Annotated in this window: 12 protein-coding genes; 6 read left to right on the top strand and 6 right to left on the bottom strand. The window is 33.7% G+C overall.

The features are described from left to right. Positions 1–24: 24 nt before the first annotated feature. From AC23L6_RS08405 to AC23L6_RS08380, 6 genes are all read right to left on the bottom strand, one after another. A complete protein-coding gene (locus tag AC23L6_RS08405) occupies positions 25–1,902 on the bottom strand; it encodes a glycoside hydrolase family 13 protein (RefSeq protein WP_487561722.1) in 1,878 nt (625 codons plus the stop codon). Then, positions 1,892–2,269: a GxxExxY protein gene (locus AC23L6_RS08400; protein WP_487561721.1), complete on the bottom strand. Its 378-nt coding sequence runs from the start codon at positions 2,267–2,269 to the stop codon at positions 1,892–1,894. The genes AC23L6_RS08405 and AC23L6_RS08400 overlap by 11 nt, the downstream gene beginning before the upstream one ends. 93 nt (positions 2,270–2,362) lie before the next feature. Continuing rightward, positions 2,363–4,666, bottom strand: coding sequence for a glycoside hydrolase family 65 protein (locus tag AC23L6_RS08395; RefSeq protein WP_487561720.1), 2,304 nt, complete (start codon positions 4,664–4,666; stop codon positions 2,363–2,365). Positions 4,667–4,702: 36 nt separating this feature from the next. Continuing rightward, positions 4,703–5,362, bottom strand: coding sequence for a beta-phosphoglucomutase (pgmB, locus tag AC23L6_RS08390; RefSeq protein WP_487561719.1), 660 nt, complete (start codon positions 5,360–5,362; stop codon positions 4,703–4,705). A gap of 18 nt (positions 5,363–5,380) precedes the next feature. Next, positions 5,381–6,709 carry an MFS transporter gene (locus tag AC23L6_RS08385; RefSeq protein WP_487561718.1) on the bottom strand — a complete coding sequence of 443 codons (1,329 nt, stop codon included), beginning with the start codon at positions 6,707–6,709 and terminating at the stop codon, positions 5,381–5,383. A gap of 217 nt (positions 6,710–6,926) precedes the next feature. Next, entirely contained in the window at positions 6,927–7,946 is a 1,020-nt protein-coding gene (locus AC23L6_RS08380; RefSeq protein WP_487561717.1) for a LacI family DNA-binding transcriptional regulator, read from the bottom strand. Between the two features lie 225 nt (positions 7,947–8,171). Between AC23L6_RS08380 and AC23L6_RS08375 the strand changes: the two genes are divergently transcribed. The 6 genes from AC23L6_RS08375 (at position 8,172) to AC23L6_RS08350 (ending at position 20,914) form a co-directional block, all read left to right on the top strand. Further along, positions 8,172–11,243, top strand: coding sequence for a SusC/RagA family TonB-linked outer membrane protein (locus tag AC23L6_RS08375; protein WP_487561716.1), 3,072 nt, complete (start codon positions 8,172–8,174; stop codon positions 11,241–11,243). 16 nt (positions 11,244–11,259) lie between these two features. Beyond that, positions 11,260–12,894 carry a RagB/SusD family nutrient uptake outer membrane protein gene (locus AC23L6_RS08370; RefSeq protein ID WP_487561715.1) on the top strand — a complete coding sequence of 545 codons (1,635 nt, stop codon included), beginning with the start codon at positions 11,260–11,262 and terminating at the stop codon, positions 12,892–12,894. 18 nt (positions 12,895–12,912) lie between these two features. Next, positions 12,913–14,103, top strand: a complete 1,191-nt coding sequence (locus tag AC23L6_RS08365; protein ID WP_487561714.1) for a cadherin repeat domain-containing protein — start codon at positions 12,913–12,915, stop codon at positions 14,101–14,103. A 116-nt stretch (positions 14,104–14,219) separates the two neighbouring features. Continuing rightward, positions 14,220–17,102, top strand: coding sequence for an alpha-amylase family glycosyl hydrolase (locus AC23L6_RS08360; RefSeq protein WP_487561713.1), 2,883 nt, complete (start codon positions 14,220–14,222; stop codon positions 17,100–17,102). Between the two features lie 124 nt (positions 17,103–17,226). After that, entirely contained in the window at positions 17,227–20,025 is a 2,799-nt protein-coding gene (locus tag AC23L6_RS08355) for a hypothetical protein (RefSeq protein WP_487561712.1), read from the top strand. 211 nt (positions 20,026–20,236) lie between these two features. Then, positions 20,237–20,914, top strand: coding sequence for a hypothetical protein (locus AC23L6_RS08350; protein WP_487561711.1), 678 nt, complete (start codon positions 20,237–20,239; stop codon positions 20,912–20,914). The last annotated feature ends 80 nt before the right edge of the window (positions 20,915–20,994 follow it).

The following is a 20,994-nucleotide window of genomic DNA, read 5'->3' as shown; positions in this document are numbered from 1 at the left end:
TCTTAACTTTTTTAATGGTGTTCATTATTTTAATTCTACTACCAAAACCGATTTTCCTTCGATGGTAATATCATTTTTTAAATTAATTGATTTGTCGGTCAAAACATCTTTTCCAGTAGTATAATTTTGAAGACTTTCTTGAAAACGATTTGTTTTTATGGTTTGACTTTCTACGCTGTTGTTTATGACAACCATTACCGATTTAGAATCCGTGTATCTAAAATAAACATAAACGTTATTTTCAGGAATGTAATGTTTCATTTTTCCAAAATGGACTGCTTCATTGGTTTTTCTCCATTGGAACAATTTGGAAGTAAAATCAAAATAGTTGTTTTGTTCTACAGTTCTTCCTGATTTTAAAAAGGCGTTATTTGCATCTCCAGCCCATCCGCCAGGAAAATCTTTTCGAATATCAGCATCTCCTTTTTTGTCTTTGTCTCCATCCATGCCAATTTCTGAGCCATAATACAATTGAGGAATTCCTCTAACTGTTGCAAGTAGTGTCATTGCGATTTGATATTTTTTAAAATCGTTTTTATAGACGGTATTAAAGCGATTGGTGTCATGATTTTCTACAAAAGTCATGATGTTGTTTATATTTGGATATAGAAAATCATTGGTAAAATTTTCATAAACATTAATCATTCCTTTGTTCCAAGCTGCTTTATCTTCATTAAGAACGGTTGTTAATGTTTCCAATAATGTAAAATCCATAACACTTGGCAAATTAGAATTAAAATTTTCTATTGCACCAATTTTACTGTCTTTTTGCCAATAGGCCATTTGTGCCTGATCGTGCATCCACACTTCGCCAACTATGTTGAAATATGGATATTCGTCAGTTATTGATTTCGTCCATTTTGAAATACCTTCTTTATCATTATATGAGAATGTGTCAACTCTAAACCCATCTAAATCAGCATATTCTATCCACCAAATCGCGTTTTGAATAAGATATGTTAGCATTAAAGGATTAGATTGATTTAAATCGGGCATCGATTTTACAAACCATCCATCCATGCACATTTTGGAATCAATGTCTGATGCATTTGTATCAAACTGGGTAGTCATTCTATAATTAGTTTGTGCATAACCAGGAAATTGATGGAGCCAATCATAGGTAGGTAAATCTTTCATCATCCAATGTTCAGCCCCCCAATGGTTGGTGACATAGTCCATGATGAGTTTCATATCTCGTTTATGCAACTCAGCCGATAATTTTAAATATTCTTCATTGGTACCAAATCGCGGGTCAATTTTATAAACATCTGATTGACCGTAAGTGTGATAGGAATAGCGTTTGTCATTGTCTTCACAAAGTGGAGTAGGCCAAAGCGCTGTAGCACCTAATTCTTTGATGTAATCTAGATGATTAATCATTCCTTCAATATCGCCGCCATGTCTTCCGCCGGGATTGTTTCTGTCACCTTTTTCTGTTACAGATGCATCACTGTCATTGTTAGGATTCCCATTTGCAAAACGGTCAGACATGATTAAATATATCACGTCAGAAGCATCGTAGCTTTTGCGTAAAGCGGAATTGGGTCTTCTTTGTTTTAAAGAGTATTTTTGTGTAAAACTTACTTTTTTGTTTTTAGAAAATGAAAAAACAACATCTTGGGGTGCTACATTTTTGGTGTCAATGGTCACAAAAATATAGTTTGGATTTTCGGTTTTTTGAATGTTTTTGATAATGATGCTATTGGAAACGGCAACATCGTTTTCAGCAATGTTTTTACCGTAAAACATAATTTGTAATTCTGGATTATGCATGCCAGCATACCAAAAAGGAGGTTCTACTTTGTCAATTTGGGCAAAAGATATTGTTGTTATAGATAATAATGCATATAACAATATAAATCTCGCAAAGGCGCAAAGGCGCAAAGCTTTTTTATAATCCATGTACTACACGTTTAATTCCGTTTTTTATTAGAGCCTCGTTAAAATTTATTAGCAATCCCAATTTTAAGTCTGTTATTCTTATGTATGTTAATAATTGTTTTAAATGTACATTTGAAATTTTTTCAACAGATTTTATTTCAATAATCACTTTATCTTCAACTATTAAGTCTGAACTAAATCCAATATCTAAATGAATTCCGTCCCAAATGACAGGGATTGGTTTTTGTCTTTCAACTTTTAATCCTTCTTTTATTAATTCATGGTATAATATGGCTTCGTAAACACTTTCTAAAAGACCAGGCCCAAGTCTCACATGAATTTTATAGCTTACGTTTACTATTATTTTTGATATTTCGTTTTCATTCATTTTTCACAAGTCAAAGCAGCATATATTTGAGTAAGTATAAAAACAAAGTCGCAAAAAAATCTTTGCGACTTTGCGTCTTAGCGAGAACAAATTTTATACAGTTACTAAGCTATTAGGCTCTACCAAAACTTCTTTTCCATTTACAAAGACATTCAATTCTTTAGTGCCTTCAAGAGTAAATTGGGTATCGTTATGATTAATAGAAACTTTCAAAATTTGGTTTCTGAAATTAATTTTAAAGGAGTATCCATTCCACTCTTTTGGAATTTTTGGAGAGAAATGCAAGCTGTCATTTTTAACACGCAATCCTCCAAAACCTTCAACGATGCTCATCCATGTGCCTGCCATAGAAGTGATATGACAACCTTCTTCTACTTCTTTGTTGTAATCATCAAGGTCTAAACGAGAAGTTCTTAGGTAGAAAGTGTAAGCCATTTCCATTTTATCTAAAACAGCTGCTTGAATAGAGTGAACACATGGTGAAAGTGAACTTTCATGAACGGTAAATGATTCATAGAATTCAAAATTACGATTCAATTCCTCTTTAGTGAAATGGTCTTCAAAGAAGTAAAAACATTGTAATACATCCGCTTGCTTGATATAAGGAGAACGTAAAATTCTGTCCCAAGACCATTTTTGATTAATTGGTCTTTGACTTCTGTCTAAATCAGCAACTCTTACTAAATGTTTGTCTAAGAAACCATCTTGTTGTAAATAAACATTAAGTTCTTCTGAAAATGGGAAGTACATATTGTCTGCAACTTTTTTCCAAGACTGTAGTTCAGCATCATTAAGGTTTACTTTTTCAATGATTCTTTTGTGGTCTGTAGGATATTCAAGAGAAACTTTTTGAATTTGTTCGTAAGCATAATCAATACACCATTTAGCAATATAGTTGGTATAGAAATTATTATTTACATTGTTTTCATATTCGTTTGGACCAGTAACACCAAGAATTACATATTTATTTTTATCAGTTGAGAAATTGACTCTTTGATGCCAGAAACGAGCGATTCCAATTAAAACTTCCAATCCTTTTTCTGGTATATAAGAATAATCTCCTGTAAATCTGTGGTAATTAAAAATAGCGAAGGCTATAGCTCCATTTCTGTGAATTTCTTCAAAGGTGATTTCCCATTCGTTATGACATTCTTCACCATTCATGGTAACCATTGGGTAGAGCGCTGCTCCATTGGTAAAACCTAATTTTGCAGCATTTTCAATCGCTTTATCCAATTGATTGTAACGATACGTCAATAAATTTCTTGCTACTTGCTGGTCTTTAGTGGCCATGTAAAACGGAATGCAATAGGCTTCGGTATCCCAATAGGTTGATCCGCCGTATTTTTCTCCAGTAAATCCTTTTGGACCAATATTCAGTCGGCTGTCTTTTCCTAAATAGGTTTGGTTTAATTGAAAAATATTGAAACGAATACCTTGTTGTGCTTTAACATCTCCTTCTATCGTAATATCACTCATTTCCCAGATTTTTGCCCATGCATCAATTTGGTCTTGTAATAATTGATTGTATCCTTTTGAAATAGCAGATTGGATTGCGTTTTCTGCACCAATTTGCGTATTTTCATGATTCAAAGAAACGGTATAACCTCCTATTTTTTCGATAGCTGATTGTTCTCCTTTTACAACAGATACAGCATATATAAATTGAATTTTATCTTTGCTAGATTCAATGTTCTCAGTAGTGATTTTTAAATCTTTGCCGTTAGATAAAATGCTGTTTTGCATGAATGTTGTGGCAATGAAATGCGTTTTAAACGTTCTAGCAGTAACAAATGCTTTGTTTTCGGAGTGTTTAACATCTAAAGGTTCCCAGAATTTTTCTTCCCAGTTGGCATCTTCATTAGTAACTCCCGCATCAATGTAGGGTTTATATATTATTTTAGCATCTTTATTTAGTGGCGTAATTTCATATTTGATTAAACCAACTTCATCTAAATTTAGAGATAAAAATCGGCGAACATTTACGGCAATTTCAGTTCCATTTTGTAAGGTTGCTTCAAATGAACGATTATACCAACCTTCTTTCATGTTTAATTCACGACGAAAGTTTTTTACGGAAGAGCATTTGTTTAAATCAAGATTTTCACCATTGATTTCGATATCAATTCCAATCCAATTTGGCGCATTCAATACTTTTGCAAAATATTCTGGATAGCCATTTTTCCACCAGCCTACTTTAGTTTTATCAGGATAATAAATTCCTGCTATGTAGCTTCCTTGGAAAGTGTGCCCTGAATAGCTTTCTTCAAAATTAGCACGTTGTCCCATCGCACCGTTTCCGATGCTAAAAAGACTTTCAGACGATTTTACTCTCTCTACATCAAATCCCTCTTCAATGATGGACCAATTGTCTGGTTTAATATAATCCTGGTTCATTTTTATTTGTTTATGCGTTATTAAAGTTATGTGTTTTTACTTATTTATTAATGCTTCAATGAAGCTGGTATCCATATGTGTAAAATCTGGAAAAATATATTTTGCCTCTTGTAAAACTTCTTTATCTCCAATGCCTACACTAGTCATATTTGCAATATTGGCAGCTTGAATTCCTGCTACGGAATCTTCAAAGACTATAGAATTTTCGTTGGATGCATTTAATAATTTGGCTGCTTGAAGAAAAACTTCTGGATCTGGTTTGGCATTTGAAACATCGTTCCCGTCAACAATTGCATCAAAATAACTCATAATGCCCGTTTTTTCAAGAATTGGTTTAGCGTTTTTACTCGCAGAACCTAGAGCTATTCCTTGTTTGTTGTTTTTTAAATAGTTTAATATAGGCATCACTCCTGGAAGAATTTCACTTTCATCCATAGTAACTAAATAGGATAGGTAATCTTCGTTTTTTTGAACAAGCCATTTGTCTTTATCTTCCTGACTTGCTTCAACATTACCTAATTCTAGGATAATGTCAAGAGAGCGAACTCTGCTGACTCCTTTAAGTAATTCATTATGTTCATGGGTAAAATCGATTCCTAACTGGTTCGCAATTTTTTTCCACGCTAAATAGTGGTATTTAGCAGTGTCAACAATTACGCCATCTAAATCGAATATAAAAGCTTTAACATTTTTCATTTTAGAAATCAAATTTTGTTATTCTGTAGCTGAATTTTGTTTAACAGAAAATACAGCTAATCCTGCAATTAACATGGAAACTCCAGCAATTACAATTATTGTCATTGGATTACCACCAAAAAAGGCAATCAAGGTACTTCCGAGTATGCCAGCAGTAATTTGAGGTAAAGTGATGGTTGCATTGAATAATCCCATATAAACGCCCATTTTATCAGCAGGAAGTGATCCAGATAGCATAGCATACGGCATTGCCAATATTGCTGCCCACGCTAGACCTACTCCTGAAATGGATAATAATAATATGTTTTTATCATGAACCAACATCATTGAAATTAGACCAATTCCTCCGAGTAGTAATGAAAAACTATATACTTTTTTTCTTCCAATAGCTTTTGCTATTTTTGGAATTAGCAAAGAGTATAAAGCCGCAACAGCACTGTAGAAAGCAAACATAACTCCTGTCCAATCTCCCGCTTCATTAAAACCTACTGATTTTGCGTCAATCGCATCTGGTCCCCAAACTTGATTTGCAATAGCTCTGGTTGTATATACCCACATTAGAAATAATGCAAACCAAGAAAAAAACTGCACAAATCCCAATTGCCAAAAAATCTTTGGTGCATTACCTATTAGATTAAAGATATTTGTTTTTTCTTTTTTCTCAGTAGCTTCTAAATCGATTTTATTGTACAAAGCATGTTCTTTTGGCGCATATTCTTTTGTTCTAAAAACGGTCCATAAAACACTTACTAATAAAATTGCTCCACCAATATAGAATGACCATATTACTGAAGATGCTACTTTTTCTCCTTCAGCAGGAACATTTGCAATTCCTGATTTGGCAAGAATCCAAGGAAGTAGTGAGCCGAAAACAGCTCCAAAATTTATTAATGCACTTTGTAAAGAATAGCCTAGATTACGCTGTTCGTCATTGACCATGTCTCCAACAAGTGCTCTAAATGGTTGCATAGTTACATTAAAGGAAGTATCCATCAATAAAAGCATGGTAGCTCCAAATACTAAGGGTGGTAAAAGATAGGTGAAGTATTCAGCATTTGGCATGAAAAACATAGCTAAAGCTGAAACTATTGCACCTCCAAAAATAAATGGTATTCGGCGTCCTAGTCTGGTCCAAGTTTTATCGCTTGAAAGCCCAATGATTGGTTGAACAATTAATCCTGCTAGAGGAGCAGCAAGCCAAAAATAACCAATGCTGTGAACATCGGCGCCTAATGCTTCTAATATTCTACTTGTGTTGCCGTTTTGTAGAGAATATCCAATTTGAACTCCTAGAAATCCAAAACTTAGATTCCAAATTTGCCAAAAACTTAACTTTGGTTTTTCCATTTATCGTATTTTTATTGATTGATACGATAAGCGCTTTGCTTATCAAAACTTAATTCATATTTCGAAGTAAAAATATAAGTTTTGAATGGGGGTAAAAGTAATAATTTATTTTAATTGATGAATTTTATTTTAATTTTTTTTATAACAAATTATATAAAAAAATAATCTTACAAAATAGTTTAAAATCAGTAGCGTTGATTCATTAAAAATGTAGTAGTTAGATAGTTGACTCTCTTTCTACAAGATTGGTTTCTATAACTTCTGTTTTGTAATGCTCTTCTTCTTCATCTTCATTTTCTAATCTATCGATAAGCATTTTCGCTGCTTTCTCACCCATTTTAAATTCATTTTGACTTACTGTTGTTATACTTGGAGAGGAGTATTTTGAAATCATTCCGTCAGTGAAGCCTATTATTGACAGGTCTTCAGGTACTTTTAAGTTCAACTTACTAGCTAATTTGATTGATGTTACAGCAAATAATTCATTAACAGCAAATATGGCGTCAAAAGTATTATTTTTCATTAGCTCTTCAATTTTATCCTCGCAATGATCCATGTCTTCAACCTTGAGAATAAGATTTTCATCAATTGGGATATTATTATTTCTCAGGGCTTTGAGATAACCTTCAGTCCTAAGTTTTCCAACGCTTATGTAATCAATGGTCGATATAAGTGCAATTTTTTTAAATCCTTTATTTATTAAATATTGAACTGCTTCAAAAGCGGCAAGATTATCATCAATGATTACTTTGTCACAGAGAATGTCGTTTGCCACCCTATCGAACATGACAACAGGCATTCCTTGATTTATAGCCTCTGTAATATGGTGAAAGTCTTTTTTTTGTTGCGTTTCTTTTGATAATGACATTATAAAACCATCGATACTCCCGTTGGCTAACATTTCCATGTTAATAACCTCTTTGTCAAATGATTCGTCAGAAAGACACACGATAACATTATAACCATTTAGGTTTGCAATATGTTCAATTCCGCTAATTACAGTTGCAAAAAAATGATGTATGATTTCTGGAATTATTACACCAATTGTTTTTGTTTTTCTGTTCTTTAAACTTAGTGCAATTAGATTTGGTTTATAGTTGTATAATTTAGCAAATGCTCTCACTTTTTGCCGTGTATCTTCGCTAATTTCTGGACTGTCTTTCAGTGATTTAGAAACGGTAGAGATGGATACGTCTAACTCTTTGGCGATTTGTTTTAAAGTAACTTTTCTTTTCATGAGATTCGTTAGTAAAATAGTGTTTTGAGAATAAAGATAATTTTAATTTTAATTAAATATAATTTTAGAGTAAAAATTATGAAAAATCGGGAAAGTTTTCAACACTATTACGTTTTCGTGTTTAATTTAACGTATGTTTTTTTTCGAGGAAGATAAATTTAACTAAATTTAACGTTCGAAGTAAAAATATAAGCACAAAACTAATTTCTAACTTAAACAAAATGTATGAAAACAATTTACAAAAAGTTGTTATTTTTATTGCTATTTCTACCATTTAGTGTTTTTGCTCAAACCACTTTAGAAGGAGTTGTTGTTGATTCAAAGACCAATCAGCCGATACCTGGTGTGAATGTAATTATTAAGGGTACTCCGAACGGTACTTCAACAGATTTCGATGGAAAATTTAAATTACCAAAAGTAAAAAAAGGCGATCAAATCGTTTTTTCTTACATTGGGTATAAAAATTCCTCTATCACTTACAGTTCTCAAAATAACATAAAGGTGAGTCTTGAGGAAGAATCCAATCAATTAAATGAAGTGGTTATTCAGGTGGGATATGGTTCTGCCAAAAAGAAAGACGCAACGGGTTCTGTTGCTTTAGTTACTTCAAAAGACTTTAATAAAGGAGCGATTGTTTCTACTGACCAATTATTAGCAGGTAAAGCTGCGGGTGTTAGAATTACTAATGGCGGTGGTGCTCCTGACCAAAAACCTCAAATAGTAATACGTGGAGGTGCTTCTCTAGTAGCGGCTAATGACCCTTTGATTATTATTGACGGTGTTCCTATTAGCGATACTGGAACCAATCCATGGAATTTAATCAATCCTAATGATGTGGAAAGTTTTTCGATTTTGAAAGATGCTTCTGCTACTGCAATTTATGGGGTTAGAGCTTCTAATGGAGTTATTTTGATAACAACAAAGAAAGGAACTGCTGGAGCGCCACAGTTTAATTATTCAGCAAATATTTCTGTTGGTAAAATAGCAAAAGCATTGGATGTTATGAATGCATCTGAATACACTCGTTTCATACAACAATATCATCCAACTAGAACTAATTTTTTAGGAATTGATGATCCTTCAAACAATTTTGTTGATGACTTAGCGACTCCTCAAATTGAAGGAAGAATATTGAGTAATACCAATTGGCAAAATCAAATTTTTAGAACGTCAATAAATACGGATCACAATTTTAGCGCTAGAGCTAACTTATACAAAAAAATACCATTTAGAGCTTCTGTTGGATATACTAGTGCTCAAGGACTTATAAAAAACAATGATTACGAGAGATTGTCTTATTCATTTAAAATGACTCCTAAATTTTTGAATGACAATTTGAAGGTTGATATTAATGCAAAAGGGAATTCTACCTATAAAAATGGAGGGAATGAAGGAGCTATTGGTGCTGCATTGTCTATGGATCCAACCAAACCTGTGTATGGACCATCGTTTAACAATAAGTTTGCTGGATATTACCAACAAACTGAGTTGTCTGGTAACAGAGACATAAAAATTGGAGCAGATAATCCATTAGCTATTTTGGAACAAAGAAATGGTATTGACAGAGCGTTACGGTTTTTAGGAAACATTGAGTTTGATTATAAGCTGCCTTTTTTAAGAGATTTAAGAGCTGTTGCCAATTTTGGATTAGATGCTACAAAATCTAGATATAGAGAAACTTTTAGCGAAAACGCTATTGCTACTTATACTTTTAATCAAGGAACAGATCCTGAAACAAATTATTTATTTAATCCTGGTTTAGCTAGTTTTAATAACAACACCGAAACCAATACAACTATGGATGCGTATTTAGTTTATTCTAAATCGTTAACTGGTTTTGTTAGAAAGGTTGACGCTCAAGGAGGGTATTCGTATCAAAATTTTAAATTCGACGGGAATTCACTTTCATTTCGAAATGATCCAGATACAGGAATTAGAGAGACTTTTATAGCAAACGAAAATAATAGAAATAACAGATATTATTCACCGCTTAACTTACAGGCTTTTTTTGCAAGAAGTAATGTGGACATTTTAGGCAAATATTTGTTTACAGCAACTTTTAGAGCAGATGCATCTTCTTTATTCACTGAAGAGAACAGATGGGGTTATTTTCCTGCAGTTGGGTTAGCTTGGAAATTGAAAGAAGAAAATTTTATTAAAGACTCTAAAGTAATACAAGATTTGAAATTGAGAGCAGGATGGGGTAAAACTGGACAGGCCAATTTTGCAAACAATGCGGGATACTTCCCTTCAAGGCTTTATTATCAGTTAGCAGGATCTAGTGATCAATATTTGGAAGGAATAAATATTTACACCTCAAAACCATATAATGCTGATTTGACATGGGAGAAAACAGCTACATACAACCTTGGTTTAGATTTTGAATTTTTTAAGAATAGCATATTGTCGGGTAGTTTTGACGTATATACGCGTAAAACAACAGATTTATTAGCTGTAATAACTTCAGTAGCAGGACAAGGAACAGAAGCAACTGTAAATATTACAAATAGTGGATCAATAGAGAGCAAAGGTTTTGAATCTAGTTTAAATGTTAAAGCCATAACTACCGATAATTTTTCTTTAAGTGTAGGGGGTAACATTGCTTATGCCATTAATGAAGTTGTGGATTTGGAAGGAAGAAATGAAATAGGTGGATCAGGTGTAGGTAGTAATACTTACAGTACTTATGATGTTGTGGGTTATCAAAGAGGAGAGGCCTATGTTTACAAACAAATTTATGATGCTAGTGGTAAGCCAATCGTTGGAGCCTATGAAGATCTCAACAATGATGGTCAAGTCACTTTAGCGGATAGATACTTAAAGCCTATAACTCCTAACTGGACATATGGTTTAAATACCAATATAGTTTATAAAAATTGGGATTTAGCGGCTACCTTTAGGGGTCAAATAGGAGGACAGATTTACAATCAAAATGTTGTAGATAGAGGCTACATAGATGCTGCAGCTCCGCCTTCTCAGCCTACAACTTTAAATAATGTTTTAAATTTTTACAACGGAAGTGCTAATCCAGATTTCAAAAATTTCACCGCATCTGAAACTTCATTGTCTGATTATTTTTTAGAGGATGCAACGTTTTTGCGTTGTGATAACATTTCTTTAGGATATAAGTTTCTTAAATTTGTTGGGAAGTCAACCTTGAGGGTAAGTGGTACAGTAAATAATGCCTTTTTAATTACTAATTATTCGGGTCAAGATCCTGAAAGTAATTCAGGTAGGGATAGCAGTTTATATCCAAGGCCTAGAACATATACTTTTGGAGTAAGTCTTGATTTTTAATTTTATAAATAATATTATGAAAAACATCAAATTTAATAGTTTAGTACTGTTATTTAGTTTATTACTAATAAGCAGTTGTACAGATGATTTGAACACAGAAAATAAAATTGATTTATCACCTGACCAAGTAGAGGGTGGTAGTGCCTTTATTATTGGTTCAATGTCTAAGGTATATAGTACATTTGCTTTATCTGGATCAAGTGGTCCAGCAAGTACTGATACTCCTGGTGATGATGCTGGGGAATCTCCTTTTTTGAGAGGAATTATTAATTTACAAGATTTTACTGCCGATGGTATGAAAAATCGTTGGGGGGATAATGGTTTAGACCAATTGACTACTACATCGAATTGGGATGGGAATAACAAATTTTTTAGGTATGTTTACAATAGGGTATATTATACAGTACCTCAGGCAAACAAATTGATTGATATAATTCAAAGAGAACCTGACTTGCCTAATAAACAACAGTTAATAAGTGAAATGCGTTTTTTGCGTGCTCTAGCATATTATTATTTAATTGATTGCTTTGGAAAGGGGACATTATTAACTGAAGCAGATTTAGGAGTTACAGAGCCTAAAAGTGAGTCAACTAGAGCAGAATTGTTTAAGTTTGTTACTGATGAGTTAACCGATATTTGTGACGAAGACTTGACTTCTAGCCCTGATAAGTTATTGCCTATGTCAAATACATATGGACGAGCTAATCGAAGTGTAGCAAGAATGTTATTAGCTAAATTGTATCTAAATGCACAAGTTTATGTAGGTGAGAGCAAATATGATAAAGCCTACAAGTATACTAAATTAGTAATTGACGAAGGGGGATACAAATTGGCGGATAATTTTAGAAGTTTATTTTGTCGAGACAATAATGTTACAGATGCTAAAAATGAGATTATTTATCCTTTAATTGCTGACCCGGTTAAAAGTCAGAGTTATGGAAATACTACCTATTTAATTTGTGGAAGTTTGAGTTCTGCAACAATGGTTACCACGGATTATGGAAACCCAGGAGGAGACTCCAACGCATGGGGAGGTCATAGAGCTACAAAGGCTTGGTATGGATTGTTTGCAAACAGTGCTCAAGGTTTGGCAGAGTCTTCAGATGATAGGGGGAGATTGTTTTTTACAAATTATACCTCTGAAGACCCAGCTAAAAGGCATAATTACGAAATGACCGATTATAAAAAGTGGGTTGATGGTTTTCCTTCTATTAAATTTGTGAATACTAATTTTGTAGGAGATCCAGGTAGTCCAGTGCTTTTTGCAGGGACAGATTTTCCATTATATAGATTGGCAGATGCGTATTTAATGCTAGCAGAATGTACATTAAGAGGAGGTGGTGGAACAACAGGTGATGCATTGTTTTATGTAAATGCAATTAGAACTCGATCTAATGCAACTCCTATTTCAGCTGGCGAATTAACATTAGATTTTATTTTGGACGAGAGAGCCAGAGAATTAAACTTTGAAGGGCATAGAAGAACGGATTTAATTCGTTTCGGAAAATTTACGGGTGGAAGTTATTTATGGCCATGGAAAGGCGGAGTTAAAGATGGGAATGCTATACCGGCTCACTACAATTTGTTTCCGATTCCTTTAAAAGCTATGGAAGCAAATCCAAAATTAACTCCAAATCCAGGGTACAATTAATATTTAATATTTATATAAATGAAAAATATTTTAAAAACAACAATTTTTGCATTTTTGCTTATTTCACTTGGCTCATGTACTAATGATAAAGAGCCCGTTGCAGTATTGAATGGGTTTGAATTGAGTGATGTATCAGAGTCAGCACCACCAAGCGTTTTATTAGCAACAAATGCAAGTCAGCCATTTATTGATTTAGAGTGGGAAGTTGATTATGGTGTTCCAACTGGAAATACAGGAACAACGGGTCTAACTTACAAATTTATTGTCACCGATAAGGATAATCCTACAGCTTTTGTAAAATCTGAGGTGCCTTTTACCAGAAGAGATAGTACCTTGACTGTTAATCAGATTAATGTGTTTTTGAATGGGTTGTCAACGTTTAAGTGTAGCCCAATGAATGTTGAGATAAGAGTTGAGTCTACACTTGGGAACGTGCCAGGTAATCAACAAATTCAAATATCAACGCCAATTTCACTTACAGTCACAGGCTATACAACTACACCAAAGGAGCTAGCTTTTGTCAAGGATTTAGAATCTCCAGCTAATGCTCCAAAGCTTAAATCATCAAGTTATGATAGATTAGATGATTTTCAAGGATATATGTATTTGGAGGCAGGGAATTACAAATTTTACCAACCAGACGACTGTGGTAGTTTTGTAGGTGCTAAAGTCTATGGAACAAGTTCTGGCGATGCTATTGAGGAAGGAAGCGAGTCTAACAGTATCAATATACCAACCAGTGGGCACTATTTTGTAACCGCAAATTTGAACACAGAAGGAACTGGAGCAAGGACATTTAAACTTAGTTACTACAAAGCTTTTGGAATTTTTGGAACAGCAATACGAACTGTAGGTTCTATTAATATGGTTCCAATGAATGATGACAACAATTCCAATGTGTGGAAAATAACTATTGAATTGTTCAAGGGAAGACTATTTAAATTCAAGTCTAGTGATTGGACTGTTGCCTTATCGGGTACACCTCCTTCTGTACCATCTGCAAGTTCCACAATTATAACAACTTTGGGAGGTTCAGGATTTCCTATTAATTCAGGTGAAGAATCAAGCTTGTTCGATTTTGGAACCGGTTTGCCTGGAAAAGATATAAAAGTACCTGGTGATAATGATGGAACAAAACAGAAGTACGATGTAGTTATTGATGTAAGTAAACCAAGAAATTATACTTGTAAGCTTACAATAGCAAACTAAATATTTACCATACATACTTGAAAAGGGCTGTCTAAAAACAGCCCTTTTTAACTTATACCTCTCAGGGTTAAATAGCAACAATTAGTAGTTGTAGTATTAAAATTTAATTTCATCAAATGAAAAAAATAATTTCTCTATTGTGTGTTTTTGCAATTAGCTCTTTAGGTTTTGCTCAAGTAACATCAGCAGTTGCTACAGTTTCTCCTGCTTTATTTGAAGAAAACCAAAGTATAACGGTAACCTTTACTTTAACCACACCAATCACAGGTGACTTGTATCTTTGGGCATGGGCGCAGGATGCCAATGGAGCTAATATTGGGACTCCTAATAATGGCTCTTGGACAGCCTCTGCAGCGGCAAGTAAATTATCCCAAAATGGGAGTAAAACCTATATTTATACTTTGAAACCTTCTGATTATTACAATACCACGGGTATTTACAAGATTGGATTTTTAGCTAAAACACTAAATGGTTCAGCTAAGTCAGCAGATTTTTTATTCAACGTAGGTCTTTTTCAAGTTACATTAGTATCGCCAACTGTTGCCAATACAAATAGGATCACTGATAGTGGTAGTAGTTTTACAATTGAAGCTTCAAACAGTGGAGGAAATGCCAATTATGTTTTAACTGCCAACGGAAATCAAGTGGACTCGCGTAACGATGTTTCATCGTATTCATTTCCAGTAACAAATATAACCGAAAATGTTTTTTACACTTTAACGGTTTCTCAAGGCACTAAAGTAGTTGAAAAAAAGTTTAGCGTAATTATCAATGCAGTACCAATAAATGAAAATCAACCCAACGGCACTGAAGATGGTGTGAATTATTTTGAAGATGCAACTAAGGTAACCTTAGTGCTAAATGCGCCTTTGAAAGATTATGTTTACGTTGCCGGAAGCTTCAATAATTGGAATCCAACGTCTAATTATTTGATGAAAAAAGATCCAACTACAGGAAAGTTTTGGATTGATATAACGGGTTTAACTCCAGAACAGGTATATACTTTTCAATATTGGATAGTTGACAATACAGATCGCCCAGTAAATTCTCCAGTACTAGTAAAAACTGCAGATCCATTTTCTACCTTAACGTTAAATAATTATGATGATCCTGAAATAAAAACGTTGGGAGTTTATCCAAACCTTCCTGATTATCCAGCAGGGCAAGACAGAGATGTGACTGTTGTTCAAACAGGAACGAACACCTTTAGAAGTTACAATTGGAGTGAGGCGACAACTAATTTTGTAAAACCACCAAAGGAGAAATTAATTGTTTATGAACTTTTGGTTAGAGATTTTGATGTGAATAAGACCTATCAGGATTTAATAGATAGAATGGATTATTTCAAAGGCTTACACATCAATGCAATTGAGTTAATGCCTGTAATGGAATTTGAAGGCAATGAAAGTTGGGGCTATAACACTTCCTATCATTTAGCGATAGATAAAAGATATGGGCCTCCTGCAAAATTAAAAGAGCTTGTTGATGTGTGTCATCAAAATGGAATAGCAGTAATCTTAGATATAGCATTAAATCATGTTTTTGGGAGATCTGCGATTGAAAGAATGTGGATGTTAGATACCAATAACGACGGTTGGTCTAATGGAGTTTCTGCAGAAAACCCGTATGCGAATCAAAGTGCCATGCATTCTTACAGTGTTGGTACCGATTTGAATCATCAAAGTGCTTTAACGCAATACTATGTAAACAGAACCCAAAAACAATGGATAACTGAATATAAAATTGATGGTTTCCGATGGGATTTAACCAAAGGGTTCACTCAAAAATGTCCATACATTAATACAGGTAATGCAACAAATGATGGGAATGCCCAACAAAGCTGTACCAATGCAACACAATCTGATCGTGTAGCTCTTCTAAAAACCTATGTTGATTACTCATGGAGCTTAGACCCCAATCATTATGCAATTTTTGAGCATCTGGGTGGTAGTGCAGAAGAACAACAATGGGCAAATTATAGAATTGCAGAAGGGAAAGGTGTGATGATGTGGAGTGAACAATTTAGCCCTTACACACAATTAATCGAAGGTAATGGAGGAAACAAAAATCTCAATGGCATGCTCAACACTTCAAAAGGGTTTACAGGAAGAAGAGTGCTTGGGTATCCGGAGAGTCATGATAAAGATAGATTAATGTATCAGGCACGAACGTATGGAGCATCGGCCGAAATAAAATCCCTATCAGGAGCTTTAAAAAGAATGGCATCGATTGCAGCAATTTCTACAACTATTCCAGGGCCTAAAATGATATGGCAGTTTGCAGAATTAGGCTGGGATTCATCAATTTATACTTGCTCTGATGGTACAGTTAATGACGAATCAAGTACTAAAACGGGAGATTGTAAACTCGTCACAAAACATGTCAATCAGTGGACGCAAAACTGGATGGATGTTCCAGAAAGAAGAGCCTTGTATGATACCTATACTAGAATTAACGAATTGAAAATAAAAGAACCTGTTTTTAATGGCACAGTAACTTTAAATTCAGGGACTTTCACGCCTTCAATTTATATTTCTGATAATTCGATAACCGACCCTAATACTATTAAAAATGTGGTGATTCTGTCTAATTTTAGTACCACTTCACAAAATATTACAGGGAATTTCCCGTATGTAGGAACATGGTATAATTTGATGGATGATACTCCTCTTGAAGTTGTTGCTACAACTGATAAAATTACTATTGAATCTGGAGGATTTAGAATGTACGGAAACAAACCATCTTCTTTATCGACAACAAAATATGATGATTTAAAGAAGGTAAGCTTGTATCCAAATCCATCTAAAAATTATTTTAAAATAAATTCAAATACCAAAACCGTTCAAGTTTTTTCAATTACAGGACAGTTGGTGAAAAGCTTTGACAAGAAATCCAATGAGTATGAATTTAACATCAGTGATTTGAACAAAGGTATTTACATGGTAAAAGCTACAGATGATAACAACCGCTTAATGACGATGAAATTGATCAAACAATAAAAAAGAAAGTTAGTTAGTTTAAATTTGAAAGAGTCTTTCCTTTTAGGGAAGGCTTTTTCCGCTTAAAACAAATGATTTAAGTGGAATAGTTGCCCATAAAATTTAAGAGACCTAAATTTGCAACATGAAACAATCAGTAAAAACAATCGGACTAAAAATAGTAAAGATTTCAGGAATTTCATTTGCAATACTTCTATTAGCAATGATTTTGTTTCCCATACTTTTTCCAAATACTATTGCTGAAGAAGTCAAGAAATTTGCCAATCACAAATTAAATGGAGAATTAAATTTTAAAGAAGCCAATCTGTCTTTTTTCAATCACTTTCCTTCTCTCACGCTCACCCTAACTCAATTTTCTCTTAAAGGTTCTCAACCTTACAAAGATGAAACACTGCTCAAGGCTGAGGAAGTTGCTTTTGGGATTAATGTCAAAAGCTTGATTTTTGATAAAAAAGTAAAGATTGACAAAATATTCATTTCCGATGCATTAGTGAATGTAAAAGTCAACGAAAAAGGAGAAGCCAATTATAATGTATATGTTTCAGACGAAAAAGAAACCAACAATGAGCCATCATCCACATCCATTCGATTAGATAAAATAGATATTGAGAATTGCCATTTGGTATACGACGATAAATCGGCAAAAATTCAAATCGATGCTAAAGGTTTTAATTATATAGGCAAAGGAGATTTAGACCAATCCATCTTTGATTTGTATACTGAAGCAGAAATAGATTCATTAGATTTTACTTTTGATAATGAAACCTATCTCAAAAATAAAAGAGTGAAAGCCGATTTGATTACGAAAATTAATACCAATTCCCTATCGTTTATCTTTGAGCAAAATGACCTAAAAATCAATAAACTTCCAGTTGAATTTATAGGCAAATTCGATTTTCTTAAAAATGGTTACAATCTCGATTTCACCATCGATTCCAAAGACAGTAAACTTAACGATTTTTTTACAGCACTTCCTCCACAATACGTAACTTGGTTAGATAAAACCAAGGTAAAAGGACGAACCGATATTTCACTTACGTTAAAAGGAAGATACATAGCCTCAACCAATTCAAAACCCAATTTGGCTTTTAATATGAAAATTAGAGATGGCAAAATTGATTATAAAGACGCTCCATTTCCGGTAACTAATTTGTATTTGAATTTCGACACCAAACTCCCATCATTAGATACCGAGCAATTAAAAGTCAACCTCGATTCTATCTTTTTTAATGTTGGAACCGATTATTTTAAAGCGATTGTAAAAACCACGGGATTGAAAACTCCACTGGTTGATGCCACCATAAAAGCATCTTTGGATTTGCAAAAAATGGATCGCGCTTTTGGATTCGAAAACATGGATTTGAAAGGAAGTTTAAAAATGGACGTCACTTCTAAAGGGAAATACGACAAAACCAACAAAATAGTTCCAGTAACCAAGGGTGATATTGCATTGAAAAACACCACAATTAAAACGGAATATTATCCTCATCCGATTCAGAATATCAATTTGATTGCAAAAATTTCTAATGCTAATGGCACTCTAAAAGATTCGAAAGTAGCCATACATCCCGCTTCTTTTGTTTTCGAAGGAAAACCTTTTCATTTGAATGCTAGTTTTCAAAATTTTGAAGATATTGCCTATGATATTAAGGCCAAAGGCGAAATCGATGTGGCTAAAATCTATAAAGTGTTCTCTCGAAAAGGATTGGATGTAGAAGGCTATCTCAAAGCAGATGTCGCTTTTCAAGGAAAGCAAAGCGATGCCACAAACGGCAATTATAACAAGCTAAACAATAGCGGAACACTGTTGCTTCGAAATATTAAAACGACATCAGAATATTTGCCAAAGCCATTTATCATCAAGGAAGGACTGTTTACGTTCAAGCAGGACAAAATGAGTTTCAATAATTTTATCGCTACTTATGGCGCTTCCGATTTTAATATGAATGGGGCCATGCAAAACGTTATTAATTTTGCGCTATCAGATAATGCGGTTCTAAAAGGAGATTTCTCTTTTTCTTCCAATTATATCAATGTGGATGAGTTCCTATCTGGCTCTACAACTACCACAACAACTGCTGAGAAAACTGTGGGCAATTCAACAGAACCAGCCACTGAAAGTGGAGTTATAATTATTCCTTCTAATCTCAATTTAAATCTAACGGCTGCCGCTAAAAAAGTAACTTTTGGCGAACTCAATATAGCGGATTCTAAAGGGAATTTGGTCATCAACCAAGGCAAATTGATGCTCAACAATACAAGTTTGAATATGATAGATTGTAACGTAAATATGAATGCAGTTTACGGAAGCGAAGCGACCAACAGAGCCTTTTTCGATTTCAAAATTCTAGCCAAAGATTTTGATATTAAACGTGCGTACAACGAAATAAAGATGTTCCGCGAAATGGCTACGGCAGCTGAAAAAGCAGAAGGAATCGTTTCTTTAGATTATAAAGTAGCAGGGAAACTAGACGGGAACATGCAGCCCATATACCCTTCCTTGGTGGGCGGAGGAAAACTTTCTGTAAAAAAGGTAAAAATGATGGGCTTTAAAATGTTTGGAGCCGTAAGTAAAAAAACCGAAACGGAAGCCATCAAAAACCCAGATGTGACAGAAGTTGTTATTACAACAGCCATCAAAAATAACATTATTACCATAGACCGTTTCAAGTTTAAAGTCGCAGGATTTAGACCACGAATAGAGGGAACCACCAGTTTTGACGGCAAATTGAATATTAAAATGCGATTGGGTTTACCACCATTAGGCATCTTAGGAATTCCTATGACCATAACAGGCACGCAAGACAATCCTAAAGTAAAACTAGGCAAACAAACCGAAGATTTACAAGAAACCGAATACGTAGAACCTCAAAAAACTCCAGCGGTTCAGCCGCAAGAGCCTGTGCAAGAAGGGGCGAAATAGATTTGGCTATTTATATTTGGATTTTAGGAAAAAAAAGAGGATAGACAAGTAATCAGAATATTTTAAAGGGTTTACCCTATCTGATGCTTGATTGCATCTAGTACCTCGTTAAATTAAAATATAAATCATAACTTTTGGAAAGCGGGTTATAAAATAATACCTTTCCGTTGAAGTAAAGCAACGCCATAAGCTATATATCAACATTATTTCTATGAGACAACCTTTATCATTTATAATTGCGATTTTAACCATAACGGTTTTTGGACAACCTAAACAAGTCGAGAATTTATCTGCCTTTTTACCAAAAGGGTATGTAGTCTTTGAGAAGATTTATGGGGATTTAAACAAAGATAATTTAAAAGACTGTATATTAATAATCAAGGCCACAGATAAAACTAAAATTGTAATTGACGAATATGAACATAAAGTTGACAAGAATAGAAGAGGAATTATTATTCTATTCAATGAAAAAGGGAAATATCAATTAGCAGTTAAAAATTATAAATGCTTCTCATCAGAAAATGAAGATGGAGGAGTTTATATGCCGCCAGATTTATCAGTGGAAATAAGCAAAGAAAAATTGTATGTGCATTATGGACATGGAAGATATGGATATTGGCGTTATATATTCGAATTTAAAAATTCTGATTTTGAACTGATTGGATATGATTCAAGTTCAAATTATGGTCCAATTGTGAATACAGAAACAAGTATAAATTTTTTAACAAAAAGAAAATTAATTAAAGAAAATATAAATGAAAGTGATAATCAAGAATCTGGAGACGAAATATTTAAAGAAACTTGGTCAGATATTAAATTATATAAGCGTGTTAAACTTTCAGTAGTTAAAGATTTTGATGAACTTGATTCGTCCTTTTATAGATTATGATTCCTCAGCTGTTGTGAACATCTAACTTGTGAACACATACAAGCAATAAAAATAGTTTCAAAAAATCATCACAGCTATGT

It is taken from the genome of Flavobacterium sp. R1_16 (assembly GCF_057652095.1).
Note: the sequence above shows the minus strand (reverse complement) of the source record. Positions and strands in the feature narration are given on the sequence as shown.